General features: G+C 62.9%; 13 protein-coding genes. 10 read left to right on the forward strand and 3 right to left on the reverse strand.

Annotation, left to right across the window (positions count from 1 at the left end; translation table 11 throughout):
• Positions 1-2: 2 nt before the first annotated feature.
• Positions 3-884: a LysR family transcriptional regulator gene (locus tag CKW09_RS11905; RefSeq protein ID WP_061795655.1), complete on the reverse strand. Its 882-nt coding sequence runs from the start codon at positions 882-884 to the stop codon at positions 3-5.
• A 111-nt stretch (positions 885-995) separates the two neighbouring features.
• Here CKW09_RS11905 and CKW09_RS11910 point away from each other — a divergent pair, with 111 nt between their 5' ends.
• The 4 genes from CKW09_RS11910 to CKW09_RS11925 all read left to right on the forward strand — a co-directional run bounded on the left by CKW09_RS11910 (position 996) and on the right by CKW09_RS11925 (position 6,029).
• A complete protein-coding gene (locus CKW09_RS11910; RefSeq protein ID WP_095097387.1) occupies positions 996-1,739 on the forward strand; it encodes a sulfite exporter TauE/SafE family protein in 744 nt (247 codons plus the stop codon).
• 297 nt (positions 1,740-2,036) lie between these two features.
• The gene (locus CKW09_RS11915) at positions 2,037-2,303 is read left to right on the forward strand and encodes a hypothetical protein (RefSeq protein WP_095100137.1); all 267 of its coding nucleotides are present in this window, start codon (positions 2,037-2,039) and stop codon (positions 2,301-2,303) included.
• A 349-nt stretch (positions 2,304-2,652) separates the two neighbouring features.
• Positions 2,653-3,921 (forward strand): HlyD family secretion protein, encoded by a 1,269-nt coding sequence (locus tag CKW09_RS11920; protein WP_095097390.1) that lies wholly within the window; start codon positions 2,653-2,655, stop codon positions 3,919-3,921.
• On the forward strand, positions 3,921-6,029 hold the full coding sequence (locus CKW09_RS11925) for a peptidase domain-containing ABC transporter (protein WP_095097393.1): 2,109 nt from the start codon (positions 3,921-3,923) through the stop codon (positions 6,027-6,029). The genes CKW09_RS11920 and CKW09_RS11925 overlap by 1 nt, the downstream gene beginning before the upstream one ends.
• A gap of 13 nt (positions 6,030-6,042) precedes the next feature.
• Here CKW09_RS11925 and hpxO read toward each other — a convergent pair whose 3' ends face one another.
• On the reverse strand, positions 6,043-7,200 hold the full coding sequence (hpxO, locus tag CKW09_RS11930) for an FAD-dependent urate hydroxylase HpxO (protein ID WP_095097396.1): 1,158 nt from the start codon (positions 7,198-7,200) through the stop codon (positions 6,043-6,045).
• Positions 7,201-7,424: 224 nt separating this feature from the next.
• Between hpxO and CKW09_RS11935 the strand changes: the two genes are divergently transcribed.
• The 4 genes from CKW09_RS11935 (at position 7,425) to CKW09_RS11950 (ending at position 12,696) form a co-directional block, all read left to right on the forward strand.
• Entirely contained in the window at positions 7,425-8,489 is a 1,065-nt protein-coding gene (locus CKW09_RS11935) for a P1 family peptidase (protein ID WP_095097399.1), read from the forward strand.
• Between the two features lie 209 nt (positions 8,490-8,698).
• Positions 8,699-10,906: a xanthine dehydrogenase family protein molybdopterin-binding subunit gene (locus CKW09_RS11940; RefSeq protein WP_095097402.1), complete on the forward strand. Its 2,208-nt coding sequence runs from the start codon at positions 8,699-8,701 to the stop codon at positions 10,904-10,906.
• Between the two features lie 15 nt (positions 10,907-10,921).
• On the forward strand, positions 10,922-11,380 hold the full coding sequence (locus CKW09_RS11945) for a (2Fe-2S)-binding protein (RefSeq protein ID WP_061795662.1): 459 nt from the start codon (positions 10,922-10,924) through the stop codon (positions 11,378-11,380).
• 11 nt (positions 11,381-11,391) lie between these two features.
• Positions 11,392-12,696, forward strand: coding sequence for a cytochrome c (locus tag CKW09_RS11950; protein ID WP_095097405.1), 1,305 nt, complete (start codon positions 11,392-11,394; stop codon positions 12,694-12,696).
• A gap of 40 nt (positions 12,697-12,736) precedes the next feature.
• Here the strand turns inward: CKW09_RS11950 and CKW09_RS11955 are convergent, their stop codons facing one another.
• Positions 12,737-13,906, reverse strand: coding sequence for a cupin domain-containing protein (locus tag CKW09_RS11955; protein ID WP_061795664.1), 1,170 nt, complete (start codon positions 13,904-13,906; stop codon positions 12,737-12,739).
• Positions 13,907-14,491: 585 nt separating this feature from the next.
• Here CKW09_RS11955 and CKW09_RS11960 point away from each other — a divergent pair.
• Together CKW09_RS11960 and CKW09_RS11965 are read left to right on the forward strand one after the other, a co-directional pair.
• On the forward strand, positions 14,492-16,348 hold the full coding sequence (locus CKW09_RS11960; RefSeq protein ID WP_095097408.1) for a beta-glucoside-specific PTS transporter subunit IIABC: 1,857 nt from the start codon (positions 14,492-14,494) through the stop codon (positions 16,346-16,348).
• On the forward strand, positions 16,345-17,760 hold the full coding sequence (locus tag CKW09_RS11965; protein WP_061795666.1) for a glycoside hydrolase family 1 protein: 1,416 nt from the start codon (positions 16,345-16,347) through the stop codon (positions 17,758-17,760). Before CKW09_RS11960 ends, CKW09_RS11965 begins: the two co-directional genes overlap by 4 nt.
• Positions 17,761-17,768: the final 8 nt, after the last annotated feature.

The raw sequence follows: 17,768 nt of genomic DNA on the forward strand, positions 1-17,768 counted from the left end.
CGTTACGGTCGCTGCAGGAACGCCACCAGCCGCTGCGCCGGCAGCGGCAACTGCGCCAGCTTGCGCACCGCGATCGACAGCCGGCGCGTGGCCCAGTCGTCTTCCAGCGCGATAACCTGCTGCCGAATGCCCGGCAGTTGCCGGGCCAGCTCTTCGGGCACCACGGCGATGCCGGCGCCGCGCATGACCATGCGGCAAATCACCTCAAAGCTGCCGGCCTGCGCCCGCAGCCGCATTGAGCCGCCGCTGCGCATGGCCAACTGCTCCAGATGCCGCTGCAGCGCGCTGTCCGCGGATAAACCGATGAATTCATAACGCAGGCTTTCCGCAAAGCCGACGCTGGCGCGGCCGCACAGGTCATGGCCCGGCGGCAGCGCCAGCACCAGGCGGTCGGCCCGAAACGGATAACTTTCCAACCCGCGCAGGTCGGCGTGATCGGCAACGATGCCGATATCCGCCGTTTGTTCGACCAGCGCCTGGGCGATGGCGGTGCTGGGCAGCTCCTCCAGCGCAATGTCGGTATAGGGGTGTTGCACCAGAAAGTCCGCCAGCAGCTCCGGCAGGAAGGCCTCGGCGGCGACGGTGTTGGCGATTATGCGCAGCCGGCTGCGTTGTCCGGGCGCAAACTCGGCCATTTCGCCGCGCAGCCGTTCGCGCTGTCGCAGCAGCCGGCGCGCATGCGGCAGCAGCCGTTCACCGGCCGGCGTCGGCCGCACGCCGCGCGCACCGCGCGCCAGCAGTTGCACGCCCGCCTGCTGTTCCAGCCCGCGGATGCGCGCACTGGCCGAAGGCAGCGACAGACCGGTGCGTTCGGCGCCGGCGGTGATGCTGCCGGCTTCGATCACCGCCACCAGCAGCCGCAGATCGGTAAAATCAAAATGCATCCTTTTCCCTCTGTCTTTGCCACAGGCCGGCTCAGCCATTGCCGCATTGTGCGGCCGGCCAGGGCTGCGCACAATCAGGCCACTGATTCGCAATGAAGGAATGATAGACGCATGACGCCAACGTTACCTGAAGTTTTCGCCCTGGCGGGTATCTTTGTCCTTGCGGGCGCGGTAAAAGGCGCGATTGGCCTCGGTCTGCCCACGGTGTCGATGGGGTTGCTGAGCCTGCTGATGCCGCCGGGGCAGGCGGCGGCCTTGCTGCTGATTCCCTCGCTGATCACCAACCTGTGGCAGCTGATGTGCGGGCCGCAGTGGCGGGCGCTGTGCCGCAGGCTGTGGTTGATGATGCTGTCGATCGCCGCAGGCACCTTGGTGAGCGCCGGAACGCTTTCCGGCGGCGGCCATTGGGCGCCGTTGGCGCTGGGTATTTGCCTTATCCTTTACGCGCTGCTGGGATCCAGCCGTTTTGACTGGCGCGCAGCACCGGCGGCCGAGCGCTGGCTGGGGCCGCTGTGTGGCTTGCTGACCGGGCTGGTGACTGGCGCCACCGGGGTATTCGTTATTCCTGCGGTGCCTTATTTGAACGCGCTGGGACTGGCGCGCGACGATCTGGTGCAGGCCCTGGGGCTGTCGTTTACCGTTTCCACGCTGGCGTTGGCGGCGGGGCTGGCGTGGCACCAGGCGTTGCCGGGGGCGGCGCTGGGCAGCTCATTGCTGGCGCTGGTACCGGCGTTGGCCGGCATGTGGCTGGGGAGCATCGCGCGCCGCCATTGCCGCCCGCAGCTGTTTCGCCGCCTTTTCTTTATCGGGTTATTCATCCTGGGCGTTGAGCTTGCCTGGCGTTCAATTAGCTAAATCGATAGCATCTACATGTAATTAGAGTAGGTATATTATTCTGGGTTTTATTCCAATATGATGGGTTGCCATATTGAAAATACGCTTTTATTGTTTTATTGCATTAATGAGTGCAAGAAAGTGATGGACTATTGTCAGTATGTTTTACTTTTGCCGTCACAGTGATTTCCAAAAAAACACAATAAATCCATGGAATAATATTGATGGAGTGAATTTTAAACGACCAATTGGCTGCGGTGTCGGGTGGCTGGCAGGATCGGGATAGGCCAGAAAATTCGTGCTTTTATGGAGTATGCGATGAATAGATATGTTGTTTTTATAAAGAGTGGCGCTTCCAGGGTGGTGAAAAAAGAAGGGGTTACACGGGAGGTAATCAAGGAGCTGAAGCTGCGGGGGTTTAGAAAGCACCATGTGGAAGTGGAGGCTGAAAATGAAAATCAAGCCGTTGATATACTGAATGAAAATAGCAATTCTTATTTGGGCTCGTTAAAGGATTTTTCCGGTGACGCATTACTCTGTTCTATTTGTGTTATTGTTATGGCAATAGTCTTTTTTTTAGGCTAAGCCGTAATCTAAAAGCAAGTCATTATAATTTTATGATGGCTTAAGTGGTTGTTGAATGTTTGAGTTTAATTTATAAACTTCAGGTGATCATTGGCTTGAAATATAGTTGATTTCGTATGGCTTGGTGATTTAACCCTAAGTGGCCATTTTTAATGCGGCTTGGTCTTCGTGGTTGTCTGTTTTTTCTGGCGCATTGAAAAACGAAAGTATGGTTATATTATTATGTTCCGCGTGTCGGCAGGCATAGTCGCTACAATAACATGCCTTTATGTTGCGCCACGTTGGTGTATCCGTGCGGGGAAAGGAAAATAACCGCCGGTTTATAAACCGGCCTTAAGGTGTCATTGCCATGACAGGACGTCCGCCGCAGCTTTACCGAGAGGGATATTTCGCTGCACAGGCCAGCAATGCCGAAGGCGAGGTGATTATTCCCCCCAGCCTCAGCTTAACCGCCTACGCCTGCGCCAGCGTGGCGCTGTTGCTGGCCATCGCGGCGTTCCTGCTGCTGGGCCAGTACACCCGCAAGGCGCGGCTGGAGGGGGTGGTGATGCCTTCTACCGGGCTGATCAAGGTGATGGCCCGCAGCGGCGGGCAGGTTAGCGCCGGGCTGGCGGCGGAGGGCGAGTCGGTAAAGGCCGGCCAGCCGCTGTATCGTCTCAGCGGCGAGCATTTCAACGGGCGCGGCGCGGGCGCGCTGGCCGCTGTCTCGGCATCGTTAAACCAGCAATACCGGATGCTGGAGCAGCAGCAGGCGCAGGAGCGTTCCGCCGGCGCCTCGCAGCAGGCCGGCATTCGGCGCCGTATGTCGCAGCTGGAAGACGAGTTGGGCAGCGCCGCTTCCGCCTTGGCGCTGTCGCAACAACAGGCGAAGCTGTCGCGTTCGGTGATGGACCGCTACCGGCTGCTGAGTGCCAAAAAGTACGTTTCCGCGATCGAACTGCAGCAAAAACGGATCGAACTCTCCGCCGCGCTGGAGCGGGTGGAAATCCAGCGGCAGGTACAGCTGCGGCTAAGACGCGATCTCTCCGCCGCGGCTTCGGAGCTGCAGGCAATGCGAGAACAGCTGCAGGGGCGGGATGCCGAACTGGCGCGCCAGCTGCACGGCCTGCACCAGCAGCAGATTGAACTGGCCGCCCAGGCGGAAAATACCCTGACCGCGCCGGTGGACGGGCAGATAGTTGCGGTGCTGGCCCGCGTCGGGCAAACGGTCAAACAGCACGATGCCTTATTGATGATGGTCGCTGAAGGTGCGCGTCTGCAGGTGGAGCTTTATGCGCCGAGCAAGGCGGCGGGATTTATCAAACCGCAGCAGCGCGTCGGCCTGCGATTCGCCGCGTTTCCCTACGAAAAGTTTGGCGTGCAGTACGGCCATATCCAGGCCATCACTCGCGCCAGCCTGAGCGCGGCCGACGCCATGCCGCAAAACCCGATGGTTTGGAAAGAAAACGAAGGGCACTACCGGGTAACGGTGGCGCTCGATAAAATCGCCATTACCGCCTATGGCCGCCAGGAGCCGCTGCGCATCGGTATGGCGGTGGCGGCGGACGTCGAGCTGGACAGCCGCCGCCTGTATGAATGGCTATTGGAACCCTTGTGGAGCCTGAAGGGGAGAATGTGATGCGCCACGACAAGGAAAGTCTTAACTGGGCATGGCGCAAGCGCCTGCCGCTGATCCGCCAGACCGAAGCGGCGGAGTGCGGCGTGGCCTGCCTGGCGATGATTGCCGGCTGGTATGGGCACCGGGTCGATTTAGCCACGCTGCGCCAGCAGCTTAACGCCTCGCAGCTCGGCATGACCTTTACGCAGCTGACCGGCTGCGCCGAACGGCTGAACCTGGCCGGCCGCGCGGTGCGGCTGGAGCTGGAGGAACTGCGGCTGCTGGCGACGCCCTGCATTCTGTATTGGGACATGAACCATTTTGTGGTGCTGAAGCGGGTGCGCGGCACCCGCATCGAGCTGCACGATCCGGCCCGCGGCCTGGTGAAAATGAGCCTGCGGGAGGCGAACCGTCATTTTACCGGCGTGGCGCTGGAGCTGACGCCCACCCACCAATTCGACATCCGCGATCGCCGGCGAAAGGTTCGCCTGACGGCGTTGATCGGCCAAACTCAGGGGCTGAAGGCGGCGCTGGCGAGGATTTTCTGTTTTGCGCTGGCGCTGGAGGCGTTCGCGCTGCTTGGCCCGTTGATCAACCAACTGGTGATCGACGAAGTGCTGGTAGCGCTCGACGCCAATCTGCTGAGCCTGATCGTCATCGCCATGCTGCTGCTGGCGGTGATGCAGATGCTGTTGGAGCTGGCGCGCCAGTGGGCGACCCTCAGCATGGCGGTCAATTTCAACCTGCAGTGGACGGCCAACGTTTTTCATCACTTGCTGCGTTTGCCGATCGGCTGGTTCGAGGCGCGCAATATGGGCGACATCAGCGCCAAGTTCGACGCCGTCGACACCATCCAGGAAACCCTCACCACCACGCTGCTGGAGGCCTTTCTCGATCTGCTGCTGGTGGTCGGCACGCTGAGCATGATGCTGTTATACAGCGCGAAGCTTACCGCCATCGCGCTGGGGGCCGCCCTGATTTACGGTCTGCTGCGGCTATGCTGGTTCAGCACGCTGCGCAAGGCGGCGGAAGACAGCTGGAGCGCCGATACCCAGGAGTCGAGTCACTTTCTGGAAAGCCTGCGCGGGGTGCTGAGCCTGCGGGTGAACGGGGCGCTGGCGCGGCGGGAATCGGCGTGGCGCAACCTGAACGTCGCCCGGCGCAACGCCCACCTGCGCGAAAGCAAACTGATGATGGTGTATGGCATCATGCATACCTCGTTCGGCAGCCTGGTGGGCGCAGCGGTGCTGTGGCAGGGCGCCGGCGCGGTGCTGGCCGGGCAGTTTTCGGTGGGCATGCTGGTGGCCTACCTGTCTTTTCAGGGGCGATTTTCCGCCAGCATCAACGGGCTGATAGACAACGTGTTCGCCTATCGGATGCTCGACGTCTACAACCAGCGGCTGGCCGATATCGTGCTGACCGCCCGCGAGGATGCGGCGGCGGGCGGGGATGAGCGCGCGCCCGCGCCCTCGGCCGACCGCGCCGTTTTGCGGCTGGATCGGGTGAGTTTCAGCTATGCCGCGGGGGAGCGGGAGATCCTGTCGCAGGTCTCGCTGCAGGTCATGCCCGGCGAGGTGGTGGCGCTGGTGGGGCCGTCCGGCGGCGGAAAAACCACGCTGGCCAAGCTGGTGCTGGGGCTCTACCGGCCTACCGCCGGCGTGCTGAGCCTGTTGGGGGTGGCGCATCATCAGCCGGGCTATCCGGCGCTGCGGCGGGAGATCGGCGTGGTGCTGCAGGAAGACCAGCTGTTTCGCGGTTCGATAGCCGACAACCTGACCCTGTTCGCGCCGCAGGCAGACATGGCGCTGCTTGCCGAATGCGCACGCCTGGCGCAGCTGAGCGATGAGATCGCGCGGCTGCCGATGGGCTATCAAACCTTGGTCGGCGAGATGGGCGGCACCCTGTCCGCCGGCCAAAAGCAGCGGCTGTTGCTGGCGCGGGCGCTTTACAAGCGGCCGAAGCTGCTGCTCCTGGACGAAGCGACCAGCCATCTGGACGTGACCAATGAAATGCGGGTCAGCGCCGCATTGCGCCAGCTTGGCCTGCCGATTTTACTGATCGCCCACCGGCCGGAAACCATCGCCTCTGCCGACCGGGTTATCGAACTGCGCGCGGGGCGGATTGCATAACCGCACGGCAGGCTCAGGCCAGCGGCCCGCCCAAAATGGTTTCCTGCATGCCGGCGAGAATGCGTTCGCCGGTTTCGGTTTTCAGTTCTTCATACCAGCTGCGGGTGATCGCCATTTCTTTGCCGTGCGTCACGTCGCAGCGCTTGCGCGCTTTCAGCACCAGATCCTTCACCCGATAGCTGCGTTTATCCTGGTAGCGCAGCAGGGCGTCTTCAATGCCCAGCGAGTTGGTCTGCAGCGCGATCGCCAGCACTACCGCATCTTCCATCGCCGCGCAGCCGCCCTGGCCGATATCCGGGGTGGTGCTGTGACCGGCGTCGCCCAACAGCGCCACGCGGCCGCGCACCAGCTGTTCGAAGGGCTCGATATCGTGGATCTCAATGCGGTTGACGCTGGCGGGATCGAGCGCCGCGATCAGCTTCTGCACCGGGTCGGCCCAGCCGGCGAAGTAGCGCTGCAGGTCGGCGCGCACCGTGCTGCGGTCTTCCGCCAGCCCGGTCGGCAACGGCACATCGAAGAAGAAATAAAAACGGTTGTCGGCCACCGGCATCAGCGATACCCGCTTGCCTTCGCCGACAAAGGTGGTCCACTGGTCGGCCGGCGCGATGGATTCGTCGATGGTCACCAGCCCGTTCCAGTTGACATAGCCGGCGTAGCGGCGCTCCACCGCGTGGCCCAGCACGTAAGGGCGCACCGCCGAGTGGGTGCCGTCGGCGGCGATCAGGAAATCGCCGCTGGCCTGGCTGCCGTCTTCAAACCAGGCGGTCACGCCGTCCGGCGTTTCTTCTATGCCGCACACCCGTTTGCCGAAACGTACCCGATCACGGCCGTAGGTATCCAGCAGCATGGCCTGCAGCTCGGCGCGGGCCACCGGGTAGGGGCGTTCGCCGACGCCGGCGATCAGCGGATCCAGGCTGAAACGCGTCAGGGTCCGGCCGTGCAGGTATTCCTGATAAGCCATGTAGCGCATCGGGCCGCCCAGCCGGCGCAGCGGCTCTTTCATGCCCAGGTAGTTCAGGCACTTCACGCCGTTCGGCCAGATGGAAATGGCCGCGCCAACCGGCCGAATGTCCTTCACCGCCTCATACACTTCGCTGTCGATACCGGCCCGCTGCAGGGCGATGGCGGCACACAGGCCGCCGATGCCGCCGCCAATGACGATTGCTTTCATTTGGTTGTTCTCCTGATGGCTATTACCGGAAGCAGCAATTTCCGTACCAACCTGCCGGCGCGGCGGCGGGCGGGGTGAAGGCGGCGGGCTGACGCAAATTGGTGCAACCGCTGAGCCGTGACGGGGCAAGGTTATTTTTCTCGCCGCCCGCGGCTTTCAATTTACGGCGCGCGGCATTGCGCGATATTCTGGCGCCATACTGGGTCATGCCTGAGGAGGGAACCATGACAGACAGCCATGCGTTTGAACGACAGGGCCTGGAGAATCTGCTGGGCTACTGGCGGCGACACCGCCGCCTGCCGGGCGCGCGTTATCCGGCCGGCCCGACCGACAGCCTGAGCGACGTGGCCGGGGTGAGCGTGGGGCATCATACCCTGAACGAAGGCGACTGCCAGACCGGGGTCACCGCCATCATGCCGCCGGGTGAGCTGTTCGGCCAGCCGCTGCCCTGCGGCAGCGCCGTGCTCAACGGCTTCGCCAAGCCGCTGGGGCTGGTGCAGCTCAATGAGCTGGGGGTGCTGCAAACGCCGATCCTGCTGAGCAATACCTTCGCCGTCGGCACGCTGTTCAACGCCATGGTGCGGCGCAGCTGCCAACGTTATCCGCAGATTGGCCGCGGCGGCGCCACCCTCAATCCGCTGGTGCTGGAGTGCAACGACGGTTATCTGAACGACATTCAGGCCATGGCGGTGCGCGAAGAGCACGTGTTCAGCGCGCTGGATAATCTCTCGAGCCGTTTTGATCGCGGCAGCGTCGGCGCCGGGCGCGGCATGAGCAGTTTTGGCCTGAAGGGCGGCATCGGCACCGCCTCGCGCTACTGCCCGGGGCTGGGGGCGACGCTGGGGGTGCTGGTGCTGGCCAACTTCGGCACCCTCGACTCGCTCACGCTGAGCGGCGTGCGGGTGGGGCCGGCGCTGGCCGCCGAGTTGGCGGATCCGCCGCCGCAGGTGGACGCCGGGTCGATCATCATCATTATCGCCTGCGATCGGGTGCTGGACAGCCGGCAACTGGGCCGCATCGCCAAGCGCGCCGGCGCGGGGCTGGGCCGGGTCGGCAGCCATTGGGGGCACGGCTCCGGCGATATCGCGCTGGCGTTTTCCACCCGGCTGCAGGGCGCGGCGCTGCCGGATGAACGGCTGGAGCCGCTGTTCGCCGCCGCCGCGGACGCCACCGAATACGCGGTGCTGGACGCGCTGCTGAGCGCCGAGAGCGTCAGCGGTTTCCAGCAGCATTCGCGCGCGGCGTTGTGGCCGCTGCTCGATCGTTTGGCCGATCGCGGCCCGCATTAACCGGCGCCGGATCGCTTCGACGACGATCCGGCACAGCACGATCCCACAACGGAAAATTCCCTCCTGACATTAATCTGCCTGAATAATAGGCTACGCTAACTATTAACCTGTTGCTCAATGTTCACCCGCGAGCGCAGCCGACGATTCCCATAAAAAAATGATTCTCGCCGTACGCATTGACGCAGTGCGGCATTTTGGAGCTATGAGCAATGACAATATCGCAAGTCCCGCTTTCGCGGCGGCGGTTTATCGTCGGCGCCGGAGCGTTGGTGATCGGCGCGTATCTGCCGTCCACCGGCGCGCTGGCCAGAACGAGCGCCGCAGCTGCGCCAGGCGCCCCGGCGCTGGACGCCAACGCCTTCGTGCAGGTCGGCGCCGACGGCATCGTCACCGTGATCAGTAAACACACCGAAGTGGGCCAGGGGGTCTACACCGGCATGGCGACGCTGGTCGCCGAAGAGCTCGACGCCGACTGGGCGCAGGTGCGCGTCGTCGCCGCGCCGGTGGACACCAGCGTCTACAAGAACCTGTCGTTCGGCTTCCAGGGCACCGGCGGCTCCAGTTCGGTGGCCAACGCCTATGAGCAGATGCGCCGCATGGGCGCCATGGCGCGCGCGCTGCTGGTGCAGGCCGCCGCGCAAAGTTGGAAAACCTCGGCGCAGGAAATCACCGTGCAGGCGGGCAGGATCCGCCACGCCGCCAGCGGCCGGGAAGCGGGCTTCGGCGAATTCGCCGCGCTGGCCGCCACGCTGCCGCCGCCCGATCCCGCCAGCCTGCCGCTGAAGGACCCGGCCAATTTCACCCTGATCGGCAAGGCCGGCGGGCTGCACCGCGTCGACTCGCTGGCGAAAACCAACGGCAGCGCGCAGTTCTCGCAGGACATCCACGAGCCGGGCATGCTGACCGTCACCATCAAGAAATCGCCGCGTTTTGGCGGCCGGGTGGCGTCGTTTGACGCCAGCCGCGCGCTGGCGGTGCCGGGCGTGGTGGCGGTGAAGCAGACCGACACCGGGGTGGCGGTGTACGCCAAAAATACCTGGGCGGCGATCCAGGGCCGCGATCGGCTGCGGGTGGAGTGGGATGACGCGCAGGCCGAGCGGCGCAACACCGGGGAAATCTACGCCGAGTTCCGCCGGGTGGCGCAAAAAACCGGCGTGCTGGCGAAGAGCCATGGCAAACCGGACGAGATCTTCGATAAGGCCGACAGGGTGATCGAAGCCGAATATACCTTCCCGTATGTGGCGCATGCGCCGATGGAGCCGCTGGACGGTTACCTGTTCTGGGACGGCGAAAGCGTCAGGGCGCGCTACGGCTGCCAGATCCAGACTCTCGACCACAAGCAGCTGTGCGATCTGTTCCAGCTGCCGCCGGAAAAAGTGCAAATCGACACCATTCTGGCCGGCGGCAGCTTCGGCCGACGCATCGATCTGGGCAACCCGACGCTGGGGCCGGATCTGGCGGCGGACATGGCGGCGGCGGCCAAGGCTATCGGCCCCGGGCACGGGGTGAAGGTGGTATGGACGCGCGAGGACGACATCCGCAACGGCTGGTACCGGCCGATGATCCTGCACCGGCTGCGCGGCGCCATTCGCGGCGGCAAAGTGGTGGGCTGGACCGATACCGTGGTGGGGCATTCCTGGACGCTCAACAGTGCGATGACCGCGCTGGTGGTCAACGGCCTCGATCTGATGATGGTCGAGGGCGCCAGCGAGCTGCCTTATACCTTCGAAGCCTTCCGTTGCGACGCGCACATCGTGCCGGGCAAGGTGCCGACCACCTCGCTGCGTTCCGTCGCCAGCACCCATACCGGCCATGCGGTGGAGAGCTTCATCGATCAGCTGCTGCAGGAGACCGGGCAGGATCCGGTCGAGGGTCGGCTGGCGCTGATGGGCGACGCGCCGCGCGAAGCCGGGGTATTGCGGGCGGTGGCCAAGGCCGCCAACTGGCAGGGCGCCAGGGTAGTGGACGGCCGCGCGCGCGGGGTGGGCGTCGCCAAGGCGTTCGACACCCGGGTGGCGCAGATAGCGGAAGTGTCTATCGGCGAAGGCGGCATTCCGCGGGTGCACAAGGTGTGGTGCGCGGTGGACTGCGGCGTGGCGGTGAATCCCGACGTGATCCGCGCGCAGATTGAAGGCGGCATCGGCTACGGCCTGAGCATGGCGCTGTACGGCAACATCACGCTGAAAGACGGGGTGATCGAGCAATCCAACTTCAACGATTTCCGCCCGCTGCGCATCGATGAAATGCCGGAGATCGAGGTGATTATCGTGCCCTCGAGCGAGAAGCCGACCGGGGTCGGCGAACTGGGCGTGCCGACCATCGCGCCGGCGGTCGGCAATGCGCTGGCGCTGCTCGGGCGGCCGCGCACCTCGCTCAGCCTGCCGTTACATCAACCCAACCGCGACGCCGGCGTCTGACAAGGAGAGAACCGCATGATGACCTTAACCGTAAACGACCAGCCGCTGAGCTTCGACGGCGATCCCCATATGCCGCTGCTGTGGTTCTTGCGCGATGAAGCCGGGCTGACCGGCACCAAATTCGGCTGCGGCATCGCCATGTGCGGCGCCTGCACCGTGCATCTGGACGGGGTGCCGGTGCGCTCGTGCATGACGCCGGTTTCCGCCGCGGTCGGCAAGAAAATCACCACCATCGAAGCCATAGGCGCAACGCCGGCGGGCAAGGCGGTGCAGGAGGCCTGGGTCGATCTGGACGTGGTGCAGTGCGGCTACTGTCAGTCCGGACAGATCATGAGCGCCAGCGCGCTGCTGGCGCAAAGCAAAAATCCGAGCGATGCGGACATTGACGCGGCGATGAGCGGCAACGTGTGCCGCTGCGCGACCTACGTGCGCATTCGCGCCGCCATCCATCAAGCCGCCAAGGCGCTGGACTAGGGAGAGATGCGATGAGCAACGCCTTGAAAGGGCTGTTATGGCTGATTGTCGCGGTGGTGGTGATCGCGGGCGGTTATGCGCTCTACACCCTGCTGCGGCCGACCGGCCCGGAGCCTGCGGCGCCGATCGCCGGCGCGCCGGCCGGCATTACCGATAAGCTGGCGCGCGGCGAATACCTGGCGCGCGCCGCCGACTGCGTGGCCTGCCACACCGCACCGGGCGGCACGCCGTTTGCCGGCGGCTTCGCCTTCAAGCTGCCGTTCGGCACGATCTACGGCACCAACATCACCGCCGACCCGGAGACCGGCATCGGCAACTGGAGCGACGAGCAGTTCGTGCGTGCGGTGCGCGAGGGGGTTGGCCCGCAGGGCAACCTGTACCCGGCGATGCCTTACACGTCGTATACCGGCCTGAGCCGCGACGACGTGCTGGCGATCAAGGCCTATCTGTTCAGCCTGCCGCCGGTGAAACAGGCCAATCCGCACAACGATCTGCCGTTCCCGTTCAACCAGCGTTGGGGCATGAAGTTCTGGAACCTGGCGTTCTTCGATGAAAAACGCTTCGAACCGGATCTCAACAAGGATGAACAGTGGAATCGCGGCGCCTATCTGGCGACGGCGCTGGGCCACTGCAGCGAATGCCACACGCCGCGCAACCTGGCGTTTGGCATCAACCAGAGCAAGCACCTCAGCGGCGAGGTGATCCAGGGCTGGTTCGCCGCCAACATCACCCCGGACAAACAGACCGGCATCGGCGGCTGGAGCGAACAGCAGCTGTCGCAGTATCTGGCGACCGGGCATGCCGAAGGGCGCAGCAGCGCCGCCGGGCCGATGGCGGAAGCGGTGGAGAACAGCCTGCAGTTCCTGACGCCGGAGGATAACCTGGCGCTGGTGAAATACCTGCGCGATATCGAACCGATCGCCGGCGACAGCGCCGCCGCGGTCAACCTGCAGCCGAAGGGCGCCCTGGGCTCCAGCCCGGTGTTGCCGGGCGGGCAGGATCGGTCTCTCGGCCGCCGGCTGTTCGCCGGAGACTGCAGCGGCTGCCACCAGTGGAACGGCCCGGGCCGCCAGAGCAAATATGCGTCGCTGGTCGGCAGCACCGCGGTGAACGATCCGCAGGGCCGCAGCGTGGTGCAGGCCATTCTCAAAGGCACGCGCATCAGCATTGGCGAACAGCATGAGGTGATGCCGCAGTTCGGCAACGCTTACTCTGACGAGGAAGTGGCGGCGGTCGCCAACTTTGTGGTCGGCCACTTTGGCGACAAGCAGGGGACGGTCACCGCCGGGCAGGTGGCTGAACAGCGCAAACAGTAACGGCACGGCGAGGGGGCGGCAGGCCCCCTCGCCAGCGGGATCAGCTGCGACGTCGCGACATCACCAGCTTGTCTTTCGGCCGATCCCGCCAGTCGTCAGGCCGATTGTTGAAGTTGTCCGCCAGCAGATAGGCCGGGGTTTTCGCCAGCCAGTCGGATAACGAGATGTCCTGGTAAATGCCGTTATCCAACACGATCAGCACTTTCAGATCCTCATCGCCGATATTCTCGATATAATGCCCGAAGCCCTGCGGCACATAGCCGACGTCGGTTGGCGCATATTCCTCGGTCTGCACATGGCCGTGCGAACTGAATACCGTCATGCGGCCCTTGCCGGAAATATAATATTGCCATTCGTTGGCGTTCGGGTGCCAGTGCAATTCACGCACCGCGCCGGGCTTAACGATTTCGATAATGCCGGTGATGGTGGTGGAAATCGGGAATTCCTTCGAAGAAACCAAATGCACGCTGCCGGCGTCATTTTCAAAGAAGGGCTTTTTCTTCATTAATTCATAGCGGTGAGTCAGCGGGGAATTATTCAGGCCGCCGTCGTTGGCGGGCAGCGGCAATGCAGGCGGCACCGCGCCGCCGACAATATAGGCCTCGCCCTGTTTGGCTTTGGAAAATACCGCCGCCGGCATGTTCACGCTTTTTTCCAATACCTCTTTCGGCATATGCGCCACCCAATCGGTAATGCTGAAGGTGCCGAATTCAGAGAAGTGGCCGTTATCGAAGGTCAGGACGAAATGCGCGCCGTCCGCCAACGCCTGGATGGAGTGGCCATAGCCCTTGGGGAAGTACCAGACGTCGCCGGGGCCGAAATCCGCCACCTCGCAGTTGCCCTGCGGATCGATAATGGTGATGCGCGCGTGCCCCTCCAGCATAAATGCCCATTCGGCGGCGATGGCGTGCCAGTGCAACTCGCGCACGCCGCCCGGCTCCAGCGTCATGTCTACGCCGGCTACGCCCTCGGAGATCGGAAATTGCTCGACGGTGGCCTCGCGCGCCCAGCCGCTGGGCAGGCTGCGTTTTTTGCTGTCGGTGAACTTGTATTTATAGAGATGCTGCGCATCGGCAGGCGGCTGATAGCCGCTGGGGGGCACGATATTGCGATGGTCGTCGGCGGCGGCGGATTTAATCATGCTGCCCATAACGCCTGCGGCCGCCGCGCTCACGGCGGAGACCTTTAATATATCACGACGCGATAACATATCTCTTTTCTCCAGTATAATACCGAACGTCCGCCAAAGGCAGACGGCAGGGACGGTTTGATTTTAATTAAAATGATTTTCGTTACCGACACTCATGGCGGCGACCATTAAATCCTAGTGATTAATTTTTATCTCGGCAGATTTTATTTGTTTGCTTTCGTTGCTGGTTTAACGATGGTTTAATTATTGGCTGGAATTTAAATTAATCACGGCGATCAATTAAAATAATCGCCATTAAAAATAAATGAACAATCAACGCAGCTCATTTTTATGCGGTGCGGTGGTTATTTTTATTGTTATATTTTTCGGTTGGCAATAGGGCATTGCGCCAAAACGGGGCGCGCGGCCACATTGCAGTGCGTTTTCGTTAAAGCGTGATGACATTCACAAAGCTGGCTTAAGGCTATTGCTGAATATTGGCGAGTATGGCGATACTTTTGCCGCGGCCAGCCAGGCCGCACAACCATTTTTATTGCGGCGTGTTACTGCTCAGGCAGGCAAGACCAAAATAGGAATGCACTTCTCCTTGTGACGAGGCGCATTTCCATTTTGGTCTTTTTTTTTGTTTTTTTACCGGGGAAAACGATGGATTACCAACAACTTGGCTTGGAAATACTGGCGCGTGTCGGCGGCAAGGGCAACGTCAGCAAACTGACGCACTGCGCGACCCGACTGCGCATGGAATTCAACGACGACGGCAAGGTAGAGGCGAAGGCGATCGAAGCCTTGCCGGGCGTGATCAGCGTGGTGGAGCGCGGCGGCCAGTTCCAGATAGTGGTCGGCAACAATGTGCAGCAAACCTTCCGCGCGCTGCAAAAAGAGCTCGGCGAGCCACCGGCGGGCCGCCGGCAACCGCGGCCGAAAGGCGGGGTTGTTTCGCGGATTATCAGCGTGATCTCCACCACCTTCACCCCGGTGATACCGGCGATCACCGGGGCGGGGATGATCAAGGCGCTGCTGGCGATCCTCAAGCTGACCGGGGCGATAGATCCCGCCAGCCCGACTTACCGCCTGCTGGATACCGTCGCCGACGCGGCCTTTTTCTTCCTGCCGGTGCTGCTGGCCTACGGCGCCTCGATCAAGTTCGAATGCAATCCGATTTTGGCGATGACCATCGCCGGCGCCTTGCTGCACCCCAATTTGGCGCAGATGCTGGCGGCGGGCGCGGCGATTGACTTTATCGGCATTCCGGTGCGGCTGGCGGACTATGCCGGCTCGGTGCTGCCGATAATCTTCACCGTGTGGCTGATGTCCTATATCGAACGATTCGCCGAGAAGGTCTCGCCGACGATGATAAAATTCTTCACCAAGCCGATGATCATCCTGCTGGTCACCGCGCCGCTGGCGCTGGTGGTGGTCGGGCCGTTCGGCATTTTCCTCAACGATTTGGTGGCCGCCGGCGCGGCGATCATCGACGGCAAGGCCAGCTGGCTGATCCCGATGCTGATGGGCGGGCTGCAACCGTTCCTGGTGATCACCGGTACCGCCTGGGCGATGACGCCGATCGCCACCGGGCAATTGACCCGGAACGGCTTCGAGATGATTAACGGGCCGGGCATGCTGGCGTCCAACATCGCGCAGGGCGCGGCGACGCTGTGCGTGGCGTTGCGCACCAGGAATAAAAATCTGCGTCAGCTGGCGTCTTCCGCCGGGTTTACCGCGCTGTTGGGCATCACCGAGCCCTCGCTGTACGGGGTGACGCTGAAACTGCGCAAACCGTTGATCGCCGCGATGATCGGCGGCGGCTGCGCCGGCATTTATGCCGGGCTGAGCGGCCTGGTGCGCTACGCGTTCGTTTCTCCGGGGTTGGCGGCGCTGCCGGCGTTTATCGGCGAGAACCCGATGAACATCGTCCACGCGTTGATTACCTGCGCCATCGCTATCGTCGTGACCTTCGCCCTGACCTGGATCCTCGGCTTTGAGGATCCGCAGGAGGAGGGCGACGCGATGCCGCAGGCGGCGGAGCGGGCAGGCGAAGCCGCGATCTTCAGCCCGCTGACCGGCCAACTGGTGGCGCTGGAGCAGGTCAACGACGACGTGTTTTCTCAGGGATTATTAGGTCAGGGCGTGGCTGTGGTGCCGCGGGAAGGCGTGTTGCGCGCACCGTTGGACGGCGAAGTGGTGACCTTCCTGCCATCGAAACACGCGGTGGGCATCAAGGGCGACAACGGCGTCGAACTGCTGCTGCATATCGGCATCGACACCGTCAACCTCGGCGGGCGGCACTTCGAATCCGGGCTGCAGATCGGCGATCGGGTCAAGGTGGGCGATGAGCTGGTGCGCTTCGATATCGCGGCGATCGCCAAATTGGGTTACGACCTGACGACGCCGGTGCTGGTGGTCAACAGCGACGAGTTCCCGCGGCAGAAGCTACATAAGCCGGGCGCGGTCGGCGCGGGCGACCTGATTATTACCCTGAATACGCACAAGGAGCAGGCATGATTTATCAACGGCTGAACGATTTCCCCGCCGATTTTTTGTGGGGCGCCTCGACCTCCGCCTATCAGGTGGAAGGGGCTTGGGATGAAGACGGCAAAAGTCCGTCGATAGTTGATATGCTCGATCACCCGCAGGGGACGGCGGATTTTCAGGTCGCCAGCGATCACTATCACCGCTTTCGCGAAGACGTGGCGCTGTTCGCCGAACTGGGGCTGAAGGCCTACCGCTTCTCGGTCGCCTGGACCCGCGTGCTGCCGGCGGGCACCGGCGAGGTCAACCCGGCCGGGCTGGCGTTTTACCGCCAGCTGATCGATGCGCTGCTGGCGCATGGCATAGAGCCGGTGGTGACGCTGTACCATTTCGATCTGCCTTACGTGCTGGAGCAACAGGGCGGCTGGTCGAATCGCGCCACCATCGACGCTTTCGTCGCCTACGCCGGCGTGCTGTTCGACGCCTTCGGCGACCGGGTGAAATACTGGCTGACCATCAATGAACAGAACACCATGATCCTGCACCCCGGGGCCATCGGCATGCCCAAGGGCGGCGCGCTGCCCGCCAAACGGGTGCTGTATCAGCAGAGTCACCATATGCTGGTGGCCCAGGCCCGGGTGATGGCCCTGTGCCATCAGCGCTGCCCCGGCGGGAAAATCGGCCCGGCGATCAACACCACCTCGATGTATCAGGAAACCTGCCATCCGCTGGACGCCATCGCCGCCCACAACTGGGAAACGCTGCGCTGTTGGAGCTTTCTCGACGTGGCGGTGCACGGCCGTTACAACCCGCTGGCCTGGCGCTATCTGCAGGATCGCGGCCTGGCGCCGGAGATGGCGCCGGCAGATGCGGCGCTGTTGCAGGCGGGAAAGCCGGATTATGTGGCGATCAATTACTATTCCACCGCCACCATCGCCGCCAGCCGCGGCGACGGCTCGGACGTGAGCGCGCGCGCCGGCGATCAGCAAATCATGCTGGGTGAACCGGGCGTGTATCGCGCGGCGGAGAATCCGTTTGTCGGCAAAACACGCTACGGCTGGGTGATCGACCCGGTCGGGCTGCGGCTGACGCTGCGCAAAACCTATGAACGCTATCATTTGCCGATATTAATCACCGAAAACGGCATCGGCGCGCCGGATGAGTTGCAGGCCGATGGTACAATCGACGACGATTATCGCATCGAGTTTATGCGCCGGCATGTCGAACAGATGCTGCTGGCGATCAACGACGGCGTGGACTTGCTCGGTTACTGCCCGTGGGCGGCTATCGACGTGGTCAGCACGCATCAGGGGTACGCCAAGCGTTACGGGTTCATCTACGTGAACCGCGGAGAGCAGGATCTGAAGGATTTGCGGCGCATCAGGAAACGCAGTTTTGGCTGGTATCAGCGGCTGATTGCCGCCAATGGCCGGCTTGACCGATAAAACAGAGG

Origin of the sequence: Serratia ficaria (genome assembly GCF_900187015.1) — a bacterium.
Classification (GTDB): domain Bacteria; phylum Pseudomonadota; class Gammaproteobacteria; order Enterobacterales; family Enterobacteriaceae; genus Serratia; species Serratia ficaria.

Bases quoted from the DNA above. Each gene is read 5' to 3' on its own strand.
- CKW09_RS11905 (WP_061795655.1), bottom strand. From the start codon at position 884: ATGCATTTTGATTTTACCGATCTGCGGCTGCTGGTGGCGGTGATCGAA.
- CKW09_RS11910 (WP_095097387.1), top strand. From the start codon at position 996: ATGACGCCAACGTTACCTGAAGTTTTCGCCCTGGCGGGTATCTTTGTC.
- CKW09_RS11915 (WP_095100137.1), top strand. From the start codon at position 2,037: ATGAATAGATATGTTGTTTTTATAAAGAGTGGCGCTTCCAGGGTGGTG.
- CKW09_RS11920 (WP_095097390.1), top strand. From the start codon at position 2,653: ATGACAGGACGTCCGCCGCAGCTTTACCGAGAGGGATATTTCGCTGCA.
- CKW09_RS11925 (WP_095097393.1), top strand. From the start codon at position 3,921: ATGCGCCACGACAAGGAAAGTCTTAACTGGGCATGGCGCAAGCGCCTG.
- hpxO (WP_095097396.1), bottom strand. From the start codon at position 7,200: ATGAAAGCAATCGTCATTGGCGGCGGCATCGGCGGCCTGTGTGCCGCC.
- CKW09_RS11935 (WP_095097399.1), top strand. From the start codon at position 7,425: ATGACAGACAGCCATGCGTTTGAACGACAGGGCCTGGAGAATCTGCTG.
- CKW09_RS11940 (WP_095097402.1), top strand. From the start codon at position 8,699: ATGACAATATCGCAAGTCCCGCTTTCGCGGCGGCGGTTTATCGTCGGC.
- CKW09_RS11945 (WP_061795662.1), top strand. From the start codon at position 10,922: ATGATGACCTTAACCGTAAACGACCAGCCGCTGAGCTTCGACGGCGAT.
- CKW09_RS11950 (WP_095097405.1), top strand. From the start codon at position 11,392: ATGAGCAACGCCTTGAAAGGGCTGTTATGGCTGATTGTCGCGGTGGTG.
- CKW09_RS11955 (WP_061795664.1), bottom strand. From the start codon at position 13,906: ATGTTATCGCGTCGTGATATATTAAAGGTCTCCGCCGTGAGCGCGGCG.
- CKW09_RS11960 (WP_095097408.1), top strand. From the start codon at position 14,492: ATGGATTACCAACAACTTGGCTTGGAAATACTGGCGCGTGTCGGCGGC.
- CKW09_RS11965 (WP_061795666.1), top strand. From the start codon at position 16,345: ATGATTTATCAACGGCTGAACGATTTCCCCGCCGATTTTTTGTGGGGC.